Origin of the sequence: Desulfovibrio sp. (assembly GCF_035644575.1) — a bacterium.
In the GTDB taxonomy this organism is placed as follows: Bacteria; Desulfobacterota; Desulfovibrionia; order Desulfovibrionales; family Desulfovibrionaceae; genus Desulfovibrio.
Map to the genome: position 1 here is coordinate 1 of NZ_DASQOG010000191.1, position 10,438 is coordinate 10,438.

Below are 10,438 nucleotides of genomic sequence, written 5' to 3' on the forward strand. Positions count from 1 at the left end.
CACCGGCATAGGCGGCGTTACGCCCCTCGCCAATGATATTGAGAGCACCTGGAAAAAACTGCTCGCAGGCGAGTCGGGCATCGCGCCCATCACGCTTTTTGACGCCTCCGCCTACGATTCCCGCATTGCCGGTGAAGTGAAGAACTTTGTCGCCGAAGACTATATGCCCATGAAGCAGGCCCGGCGCATGGATCGCTTCACCCAGTTTGCAGTGGCCTCTGCCAAGATGCTGCTTGAAGACGCCAAGTACGAGATCACCGATGCCAACGCCTACGATACGGGCGTGATCCTCGGTATCGGCCTGGGCGGTCTGCATACCATCGAAACCTACCACGCCAAGCTGCTGGAATCCGGGCCTCACAAAATTTCGCCCTTCATGATCCCCATGCTGATTTCCAACATGGGGCCGGGACAGATTTCCATCTTCACCGGCGCCAAGGGTTCGAACATCGTCACCACAACGGCCTGCGCCTCTGCCATCCACGCTCTAGGCACCGCCTACAGCGAAATGGTTCTGGGCCGCGCGACCGCTGTTATTTCCGGCGGTGTTGAAGCCACGGTTACACCTCTTGGCGTGGCCGGTTTTACGGCCCTCAAGGCCCTCTCGACCCAGTTCAACGATGAGCCTTCCCGTGCATCCCGGCCTTTTGCTGCCAACCGCGATGGCTTTGTCATCGGCGAAGGCGCTGGCCTGCTGCTGCTGGAAACGCTGGAATCCGCGCAGGCGCGCGGCGCCAAAATTTATGCAGAAATGGTCGGTTACGGCGCATCTGGCGATGCCTACCACATGACCGCCCCCCGCGACGATGGCGAAGGCATGGCCCGCGCCATGCTGAACGCCCTGCGCGAAGCTGGCATTGACGCTTCGGCCATTGGTCACATCAATGCCCACGCCACGTCCACCATGTTGAACGACAGCACGGAAACCAAGGCCATCAAGACCGTTTTTGGCGCGCATGCCAAGAATGTCAAAATTTCGGCCACCAAATCCATGACCGGGCATCTGCTTGGCGCGGCTGGCGGTATTGAATCCGTCTTCACGGCCCTTGCCCTGCATGACGAAATGCTGCCCGGCACCATTAACCTTGAAAACCCCGATCCCGCATGTGATCTTGATTACATGGTCGACGGCTCCAAGCACATCGCCTGCGAATACGCCATGTGCAACTCCTTCGGCTTTGGCGGCACCAATGCCAGCGTGATCTTCAAGAAGTGGCAACAGTAGCCGACAGTTTTTACTCGGCCTCTGCCCTCCCTGTTTGACAATCATCTGCCCGCCGTTGTGGCGGGCAGAACATTTCAAAAGGATGCGACGTCATGGACGAAATCCTGCTGCAAGACCCGGAACTGGCGCGAGCCATCACGCTTGAATCCGACCGTCAGATGAGCAAGCTTGAGCTCATCGCTTCTGAAAACTTTGTTTCCCGCGCCGTTCGCGAAGCTCAGGGCAGCGTGCTGACCCACAAGTACGCAGAAGGCTATCCCGGCAAGCGCTACTACGGCGGCTGCGAATATGTGGATATAGCCGAGACCCTGGCTCAGGATCGCGCCAAACAGCTTTTCAACTGCGAATACGTGAACGTGCAGCCGCACTCCGGCTCGCAGGCCAATATGGCCGCCTATCTTGCTTTTCTGAAGCCCGGCGACACCATCCTTGGCATGAACCTTTCGCACGGCGGGCACCTCACCCACGGCAGCCCGGTGAACTTCTCCGGCCGCCTGTTCAACATTGTTTCTTACGGCGTGCAGCGCGAGACGGGCCGCATAGACTATGACGAAGTCGCCGCCCTGGCCCGCGAGCACAAGCCCAACGCCATCGTTGCCGGCGCAAGCGCCTACCCCCGCGCCATCGACTTTGCCCGCTTCCGCGAAATCGCTGACGAAGTCGGCGCCAAGCTGGTGGTGGATATGGCGCACATTGCTGGCCTTGTGGCCGCCGGTCTGCACCAGAGCCCGCTTTCTTACGCCCACATCACCACCACGACCACGCACAAAACCCTGCGCGGCCCTCGTGGCGGCATGATTCTTTCTACCGAAGACATGGGCAAAACCCTGAACAGCCAGATTTTCCCCGGCATTCAGGGCGGCCCCCTCATGCACGTCATTGCTGCCAAGGCCGTGGCCTTTGGCGAAGCCCTGCGCCCCGCTTTCAAAACATACCAGCAGCGCGTGGTGACCAATGCCGCCGTGCTTGCCAAGTATCTTATGGATGCAGGGTACGACCTTGTTTCCGGCGGTACGGACAACCACCTGATGCTGGTTGACCTGACCAACAAGGATGTCACGGGCAAGGACGCGGAACACGCTCTTGATCAGGCGGGCATCACCGTCAACAAGAACACGGTGCCCTTTGAAACCCGTTCGCCCTTTGTGACCTCGGGTGTGCGCCTTGGCACTGCCGCCCTGACCACGCGCGGCATGAAGGAAGACGACATGCGCACCGTGGGCGCGTTCATCGTGGAAGCCATTGAAAAACGCGAGGACGCTGCCGCTCTTGAAAAAATCAGCAAGAACGTTGAAGAATTTGCGCGCCAGTTCCCGCTATTCGCCTGGTAACGGGCTGATTTTCGGGCGGTTTTTCTGACGCCTCGGCCCCGCAGGCAACTTCGGGGGCTGGTGCCGGAAAAACCGCCAGATATAATCATAGAGGGGCTGCGCCCCCTTTGACAAAGCCCCGGTTTTGAGAAAAACAGGGGCTTTGCCTTGCGTAGACAGGCAGATTAAACCAACAGTTTCACAGCAAGGCTGCACCGCCGATGCAGCGGGGCGACCGGAACCGCAGGCGCTGCCTGACGCAGCATCACAGCAAAATAGCCTTAGTCCTGCCTGTCGCGGATATTTTGGCGTCAGGCAAGGAAGGCAAGGGCGCGGGGATGGGAGCGTACTCTTCTGGTACGCGACCGGAACCGCAAGTGCTGCCTGACGCAGCATCACGGCAAAATAGCCCGACAGGCAACTTGGCATTTTCACCAGCCGCCTGTACACTACCACCAATCAACATACGGGTGTGTTATGCAGCGAATGCCGTGGCCGGAATATTTTATGAACATCACGTACCTGGTGAGCGGGCGTTCTACGTGTACGCGGCGCAAGGTGGGTGCGGTGGCGGTTAAGGACAAGCGCATTTTAGCCACGGGATACAACGGGGCCCCGGCGGGGGTTCCGCACTGTCTTGAGGTGGGGTGTCTGCGCACGCAGCTGGGCATTCCTTCGGGGCAGAGGCACGAGATATGCCGGGGGCTGCATGCGGAGCAGAATGTCATTATTCAGGCTGCTGTGCATGGCATCAATATCAGTGGCGCAGAGATTTATTGCACGACGCACCCTTGTGTGCTGTGTAGCAAGATGTTGATAAATTGCGGCATACGTCACATTTATTATGCGGAATATTACCCTGACGAACTTGCGGAGCAGATGCTCAAGGAAGCCGGGGTCATTATGGAAAAGCTGGATTTTGCACCGCCTGTTATCAGCGCCCAAGCCGGAGTAGACTACCATGTCTGAACTGGATTTTGTTCCCTTTATGCGTGAAGCCATTGACCTTGCAGAAAAAGGTCGGTGGCATGCCTGCCCCAACCCCACGGTGGGGGCGGTACTGGTGCGCGATGGGCAGATTGTGGCTCGGGGCTGGCACCACGCCGCCGGAGAGGATCATGCAGAAGTGGACTGCATCAAGGATGCAGCCTCGCGCGGCATAAATCCGGCGGAGTGCACCATGGTTGTCACGCTCGAACCGTGCTGCCATCAGGGCAAAACACCACCCTGCACCGAGGCCATCAAGGCTGCGGGCATCAAAAAGGTGGTCGTGGGCCTTGCCGATATCAATCCAGTTGCCTGCGGCGGCGCTTGCCAACTGCGCGAAAGCGGCGTTGAGGTGATTGAAGGCGTCTGCGAGCAGGAATGCCGCGACCTTGTGGCCGATTTTCTGATCTGGCAACAGCACAAGCGCCCCTATGTCATGCTGAAAATGGCCGCTACCCTTGACGGACGCATCGCCACCCGCAAGGGCCAGTCCAAATGGATAAGCTGCGATAAATCCAGAGAAGAAGTGCAGGAACTGCGCGCGGGCATCGGCCTGTGCGGAGGCGCTATTCTCGTGGGCGGCGGCACCTTTCGCACCGACAACCCGCAACTGACCGTGCGGGGCGAAAATGCCGGGCCGCAGCCTCTGGCTTGTGTGCTTACCTCACGCCTGCCCCAGCCCGATGCGGATTTTCACCTGCTGAAAGACCGCCCGGAACAGACCGTTTTTATGGTTTCGCCCGCTGCGGCGGCCTCCACCACGGCCAAGGCCCTGCGCGACATCGGCGTGAGAGTTCTGGCGCTTGGCCCCGGCATGCACGGCGGGCCGGACTTTCCAAATCTGCTCCGTGCAGTGTGGGAAGAGCTGCAGTGCCCCTACATGCTTTGCGAAGGCGGCGGACATCTGGCCCTGAGCCTGCTGGAAGCGGGCCTTGTGGACGACTTTCGCCTGCACCTCGCGCCCATGATTCTGGGCGACGAAGACGCCCTGCCGCTCTTTTCCGGTCGTGCGCCCCTGAGCCTGGAAGACGCCCTGCGCATGCGCGTGAGCAATACGCACCTGTGCGGCAGCGACATCCATATCCACATGCGGCCTCTTGAAGCCGCCAAGGCATAGGCGGGCGGCATGTTCACCGGCATTATCCAGGGTCAGGGCGAGGTACTCGCCCTGCGCGACTCCGGCACGGAACGCAGGTTCACCCTGCGCCCCCTGTTCAGTCTGCCCTCCATAGTCGATGGCGAATCCATTGCCGTCAACGGCGCATGCCTTTCGGTGGAAACCCACGGAGAAGGCGTGTTCACTGCCTACGCCTCCACAGAAACCCTCTCGCGCACCACGCTGGGCAGGCTCAAGACCGGCGACAGCGTGAACATGGAGCGGGCGCTGGCCTTGGGCGACCGCCTTGGCGGGCATCTGGTAAGCGGGCATGTGGATTGCCTTGCCACGGTGCGCAGCGTTACGGGCGCGGGCCAGTCGCTGTGCTGCCGCCTTGCCTTTCCAAAGGAATATGGGGTGGAGGTCATTGCCAAAGGCTCCGTGGCCCTTGACGGCATCAGCCTTACCATCAATGATTGCGGGCCTGACTTTCTTGAGGTCAACATCATTCCCGATACGCAGAAGCGCACCACCATGCGCAACTGGCGGCCGGGAACGCTGGTGAATATGGAAACCGACCTCATCGGCAAATATGTGCGCAGCCTTTTGGGGGCCTGGGCTCCCGGCGGCAAGAGCACGGCAGAGCAGACTGCCGCCGCGCAGACCAGTGGGTTGAGCCGCGATATGCTCTTGCGCAACGGCTTTATCTGAACATTTCCGCTTACTGAAATATTACAAAAAACGCGTTAGCGCGGGCACTTGCGCAAACGCGCCAAGGAGTTGCCATGAGCACTGTTACCACCATCGCCGGACAGTTGGACGCCAAGGGCCTCAAGATCGCCATTGTGGCCACCCGTTTCAACGATTTTATCGTAGATCGCCTTGTGGGCGGCGCGCAGGACTATCTGGAACGTCACGGCCTTGATACCGCCAACATCACCATTGTGCGTATTCCCGGCGCATTTGAAATGCCGCTGGTCTGCCAGAAGCTGGTCAATTCCGGCAAGTATGACGGCGTGTTGGCGCTTGGCGCGGTTATTCGCGGCGGCACCCCCCACTTCGACTACGTGTGCGCCGAGGCCAGCAAGGGCATTGCCCAGGCCATGATGCATTCCGGCGTTCCCATCGGCTTTGGCCTGCTGACCTGCGACACCATTGAACAGGCCATTGAACGCGCAGGTTCCAAGGGCGGCAACAAGGGCGTGGAAGCAGCGGCGGCCATGCTGGAAACCATCCGCGTTATGGAGCAGTTGTAACCCATGGCAAAAGCCAAATCAGCCACACGCCGCGGCGAACGCGAACTGGCCTTTCAGGTTCTGTACGGCCTTTCCTTCACCCCGGCCCGTGATATTGACGATCTGCGGCGCATCTTTCGCATTTCTCCCGACTACATTGCCCGCTGGGAAGGTCAGGAACCGCCCAGCCATCCCTCTGGCTTTGCCTGGGAACTGGTGGCGGGCGTGTGGAGCAAGAGCGACGAGCTGGACGCATCCATCACCAATTTTTCCCGCAACTGGCGCGTTGACCGCATGGGCCGCGTTGAGCTGACCCTGCTGCGCCTTGCCGTTTTTGAAATCATGTACCGCAGCGATGTGCCGCCCAAGGTTGCCATCAACGAGGCGCTGGAACTCAGCCGCCAGTTTGGCGAAGGCAACGCCAAGAGCTTTATCAATGGCATTCTTGATGCCGTGGCCAAGGCTCTGGAAACTGGCGGAATCTCCCGGCCCGCTGCCGACCCTTCAACCATATCCGAGTAATCCGGTAAAGCCCCATGACGCACGAACGCTATAATCCGCAAGCTATCGAAGAAAAGTGGCAGTCTCGCTGGCAGGCCGAAAACGCTTTTGCCTGCACCCACAAGAGCAACAAGCCCAAGTATTATGTGCTTGAAATGTTCCCCTATCCTTCGGGCAATATCCACATGGGCCATGTGCGCAACTACGCCATTGGCGATGTGGTGGCGCGCAGCAAGCGCATGCTGGGCTTCAACGTATTGCACCCCATGGGCTGGGACGCCTTTGGTCTGCCTGCGGAAAACGCGGCCATCAAAAACAATACCCACCCCGCCAAGTGGACCTACGCCAACATTGACAACATGCGGGCGCAGCTGAAGCGCCTTGGCTATTCCTATGACTGGGATCGCGAAATCGCCACCTGCCGCCCCGAGTACTACCGCTGGGAACAGATGTTCTTTTTGCGCCTGCTCGAAAAAGGCCTCGTGTACCGCAAAAAAGCGGCGCAGAACTGGTGCCCCTCGTGCCACACGGTTCTCGCCAACGAGCAGGTAGTCGATGGCCTGTGCTGGCGTTGCGACAGCCGCGTGGAACAGAAGGATCTGACCCAGTGGTTCCTCAAGATCACGGCCTACGGCGATGAACTGCTGCAAGACCTGCAAAGCCTTGAAGGCGACTGGCCCGACCGCGTTATCGCCATGCAGCGCAACTGGATTGGCAAATCCACAGGCGCGGCCATCACGTTTGGTCTGGAAAACGCGGCCCTCAAGGCAGAAGGCGTCACGGGCATAGACGTGTTCACCACGCGGCCCGACACGCTCTTTGGCGTGACCTTCATGACGCTGGCCCCCGAGCACCCGCTGGTGGAAAAGCTCATCGAAGGCTACGAAAAAGCCGATGAAGTGCGCGCCTTTGTTGAGCGCATCCGCAATATGGACCGCATCGACCGCCAGTCTGATTCGCTGGAAAAAGAAGGCATCTTCACCGGGGCCTACGCCGTGCATCCCTTTACCGGGCAGCGCGTGCCGCTGTGGCTGGGCAATTTTGTTCTGGCCGATTACGGCACCGGCGCGGTTATGGGCGTTCCCGCTCACGACCAGCGCGATTTTGAATTTGCCCGCAAATACGGTCTGCCCGTGCGCGTGGTCATCAGCCCCAAGGATGAGCAGATTGCTCCTGAAACCATGACCGAAGCGTACACCGCTGAAGGTTTCATGGTTAATTCCGGCTCTTTTGACGGCACCGCCAACGAAGACGGCAAAAAGGCCGTGGCGCAGGCGCTGGAAAAGGAAGGCAAGGGCAAGGCCACCACGCAGTTCCGCCTGCGCGACTGGAACATTTCGCGCCAGCGCTACTGGGGCGCGCCCATCCCCGTTATTTACTGCGACAAGTGCGGCGTGGTGCCTGAAAAGGAAGAAAACCTGCCAGTGCTGCTGCCCATGGACGTGAAAATCCGTGAAGACGGGCGCTCTCCCCTGCCGGAAACGCCGGAATTCGCCTCGTGCACCTGCCCCAAGTGCGGCGGAACCGCCCGGCGCGAAACCGACACCATGGATACCTTTGTGGAATCCTCGTGGTATTTCGCCCGCTACACCAGCGCCCGCAAGGAAGACGGCCCCTTTGACGCGGAGGCGCTCAAGTACTGGCTGCCCGTTGACCAGTACATCGGCGGCGTGGAACACGCCATTCTGCATCTGCTCTACTCGCGCTTTTTCACCAAGGTGTTGCGCGATCTGGGCTTTTTCCCTGCCGAGCTCAACGAGCCTTTCGCCAACCTGCTCACTCAGGGCATGGTGCTGAAAGACGGCAGCAAGATGTCCAAATCCAAGGGCAACGTGGTCGCACCTTCCGATATGATCGCCAAGTACGGCGCGGATACGGTGCGGCTGTTCTGCCTCTTTGCCGCGCCCGCCGAGCGCGACTTTGACTGGTCGGACTCTGGCATCGAAGGCGCGTCGCGCTTTATTGGCCGCGTGTGGCGTCTTTTTGATGAAGAAAAAGACCGCCTGCTGCCCCTCAAGGCCTGCCAGTCCACGGCTGAGGACGCGCAGAGCGAGGAAGCCCGCGACCTGCGCCGCCGTGAGCACCTCACGGTCAAAAAATGCAGCGAAGACATGGGCGACCGCTTCCAGTTCAACACGGCCATTGCCGCCGTTATGGAACTGGTCAACGCCATGTACCTTTCGCGCGAAAAGCTCGGCGCCACAGAGGGCGACCGCCGCGTGTTCTCTTCGGCCATGGCCTCCGTGCTTACGTTGCTTTCGCCCATCACGCCCCATGTCTGCGAAGAACTCTGGCAGCACCTGGGGCACGGCACCCAGCTTGCCAGCGAACTTCTGCCCAAGTGGGACGATGCGGCTACCGTGCAGGACATGCTCACCGTGGCCCTTCAGGTCAACGGCAAGCTGCGCGGCACAGTGCAGATTCCCGCAGCCGCGGACAAAGCCGCCATGGAACAGGCCGCACTGGCTGATTCCTCCGTGCAGCGCCACATTGACGGGCTGACAGTGCGCAAGGTGGTGGTGGTTCCCGGCAAACTGGTCAACATCGTTGCCAACTAATTGATTATCATGGTGGAAGGGGCTGTTTTTCGCAGATGAAAAACGCCCCTTCCGCCTGTATACCCCTTCCCCGTTCCCCCTTTTGTACCTATACTGACTGCGTTGGCAGTTTCACCAGATGACGAACCTGGATTTACGGGATTTATTCCAAGGCGGAATTTATTCCGGACGGGTTTTATTCCGAGGCTGCTACGGCAGTCTTTTTTTTATCAATTTTCAGAACCACGGAATGTCATGAGCGCGGTACACCCAGGATTCAGTTTTCTTGTATGCCCTGACGGGCAGTTGCTGCGCGCGCGCATGGAGCAGCTGCTTTCTTCCTTTCCGCCCGCCAGCGGGCAGTGGGAACGGCACGTCTACTGGGGCGACGAGGAACCCTCGCCGCGCTTCTGGGAGCAGCTCACCCTGCAAGGCCTGTTCGGCGCACCGCGAGTGCTGGTGGTACGGCAGGCCAACCTGTGGCCCGCAGCGGTGTGGAAAAAGGTTTCGCATGCGCTGGCCCGGCCCTCGGAACAGTGCTGGCCCTTTTTTTGTATGGAAGTGGCCTGGGACAAAGGTCAACCCAAAATTCCCGCGCACATTGCCAAGCTGCGCTGCATGGCCTTCGCCGATCAGCAGGGCTGGATATGGCGGCAGGACGGCCTGAACGAGCGGGCGGTCAAAAAGCACGTGCTGCAACGCTCGCACGAAATGGGGCTGCGCTTTGAGCAGGACGCCCTGGAGCAGTTCTGCGCCTCGGTGCCGCCCGATGCCCTGGCCATTGAAAATGAGCTGATCAAGCTGCAACTGCTGCGCAATACCGCGCAGGATGCTGCCAGGGAAAAATCACAGGCAGATTCTCACGGGGCGGATCACCTTCCAGACCAGGGCACCATTACCCTGGCCATGACCGCCACGGCTTCGTGGAATCCAGAGTGCAACGTCTTTGACTGCATCCGGCACATGGAGGCGGGCAACCTCACCGCCGTGTGGAAGGAACTTTCGCGCAGCCAGGACGGCGACAGCCTGCTGTTTTCATTGCTGGCCCTGCTGGCGCGCGAGTTGCGCCTGCTCTGGCAACTGTGGGCGGGCGAAAAGGTGCGCGTGCATCCCAACGAGGCCTCCTTTAAAAAGCAGTTGGCAACCCGGCTCGGCCCCGCAGTGCTTGCGGAGTGCATGTCCACTGTTATGGATGCGGAGTTGCAGGTAAAGAGCGGCCGCCGATCGCCAAGCCAGAGCCTGGACTATCTTGCGGCCCGCATGACAGACCTGTTTGCCGCAGGACGCACCCGCGCCTGACGCAAACCTGCCGGGCAGAACATTGCCGCGCCAGCCTCGTGCGGAGCAAATGCGGCTATTGCGGCCCATATTCCCTTACGGCTTGCATTTATCATTTTCGCTCACGTAAAAACGGCAAAGGATTTGCGGGATGCATGCGCCTTTATCCGCCCGCCCCCTTGCGCAACCTCCAAGACTGCTTATTTTATGACAGCAAAGCCAACATCCACCCCGCCCACAAGCCTCGGGCATCGTGAGCGGCTGCGGCA

Annotated in this window: 9 protein-coding genes; all 9 read left to right on the forward strand. The window is 59.8% G+C overall.

The features are described from left to right. The coding region (fabF, locus tag VEZ52_RS10845; protein ID WP_324836822.1) for a beta-ketoacyl-ACP synthase II at positions 1-1,225 on the forward strand (1,225 nt) is incomplete at its 5' end. A 92-nt stretch (positions 1,226-1,317) separates the two neighbouring features. Continuing rightward, on the forward strand, positions 1,318-2,556 hold the full coding sequence (gene glyA, locus VEZ52_RS10850) for a serine hydroxymethyltransferase (RefSeq protein ID WP_324836823.1): 1,239 nt from the start codon (positions 1,318-1,320) through the stop codon (positions 2,554-2,556). Positions 2,557-3,012: 456 nt separating this feature from the next. Continuing rightward, positions 3,013-3,504, forward strand: a complete 492-nt coding sequence (locus VEZ52_RS10855) for a deoxycytidylate deaminase (protein WP_291442248.1) — start codon at positions 3,013-3,015, stop codon at positions 3,502-3,504. Beyond that, positions 3,497-4,639, forward strand: a complete 1,143-nt coding sequence (ribD, locus tag VEZ52_RS10860; RefSeq protein ID WP_324836824.1) for a bifunctional diaminohydroxyphosphoribosylaminopyrimidine deaminase/5-amino-6-(5-phosphoribosylamino)uracil reductase RibD — start codon at positions 3,497-3,499, stop codon at positions 4,637-4,639. Before VEZ52_RS10855 ends, ribD begins: the two co-directional genes overlap by 8 nt. Positions 4,640-4,648: 9 nt before the next feature. Further along, the gene (locus tag VEZ52_RS10865; protein ID WP_324836825.1) at positions 4,649-5,329 is read left to right on the forward strand and encodes a riboflavin synthase; all 681 of its coding nucleotides are present in this window, start codon (positions 4,649-4,651) and stop codon (positions 5,327-5,329) included. A gap of 74 nt (positions 5,330-5,403) precedes the next feature. Next, a complete protein-coding gene (gene ribE, locus VEZ52_RS10870) occupies positions 5,404-5,874 on the forward strand; it encodes a 6,7-dimethyl-8-ribityllumazine synthase (RefSeq protein WP_022658445.1) in 471 nt (156 codons plus the stop codon). 3 nt (positions 5,875-5,877) lie between these two features. Further along, positions 5,878-6,375 (forward strand): transcription antitermination factor NusB, encoded by a 498-nt coding sequence (gene nusB, locus VEZ52_RS10875; RefSeq protein WP_324836826.1) that lies wholly within the window; start codon positions 5,878-5,880, stop codon positions 6,373-6,375. A 14-nt stretch (positions 6,376-6,389) separates the two neighbouring features. After that, complete coding sequence (gene leuS / locus VEZ52_RS10880; RefSeq protein ID WP_324836827.1) at positions 6,390-8,912, forward strand: leucine--tRNA ligase; 2,523 nt, start codon at positions 6,390-6,392, stop codon at positions 8,910-8,912. 234 nt (positions 8,913-9,146) lie between these two features. Beyond that, positions 9,147-10,190, forward strand: coding sequence for a DNA polymerase III subunit delta (locus VEZ52_RS10885; protein ID WP_324836828.1), 1,044 nt, complete (start codon positions 9,147-9,149; stop codon positions 10,188-10,190). Positions 10,191-10,438: the final 248 nt, after the last annotated feature.

Coding starts and splice junctions, on each gene's coding strand:
- glyA (WP_324836823.1), top strand. CDS start 1,318: ATGGACGAAATCCTGCTGCAAGACCCGGAACTGGCGCGAGCCATCACG.
- VEZ52_RS10855 (WP_291442248.1), top strand. CDS start 3,013: ATGCAGCGAATGCCGTGGCCGGAATATTTTATGAACATCACGTACCTG.
- ribD (WP_324836824.1), top strand. CDS start 3,497: ATGTCTGAACTGGATTTTGTTCCCTTTATGCGTGAAGCCATTGACCTT.
- VEZ52_RS10865 (WP_324836825.1), top strand. CDS start 4,649: ATGTTCACCGGCATTATCCAGGGTCAGGGCGAGGTACTCGCCCTGCGC.
- ribE (WP_022658445.1), top strand. CDS start 5,404: ATGAGCACTGTTACCACCATCGCCGGACAGTTGGACGCCAAGGGCCTC.
- nusB (WP_324836826.1), top strand. CDS start 5,878: ATGGCAAAAGCCAAATCAGCCACACGCCGCGGCGAACGCGAACTGGCC.
- leuS (WP_324836827.1), top strand. CDS start 6,390: ATGACGCACGAACGCTATAATCCGCAAGCTATCGAAGAAAAGTGGCAG.
- VEZ52_RS10885 (WP_324836828.1), top strand. CDS start 9,147: ATGAGCGCGGTACACCCAGGATTCAGTTTTCTTGTATGCCCTGACGGG.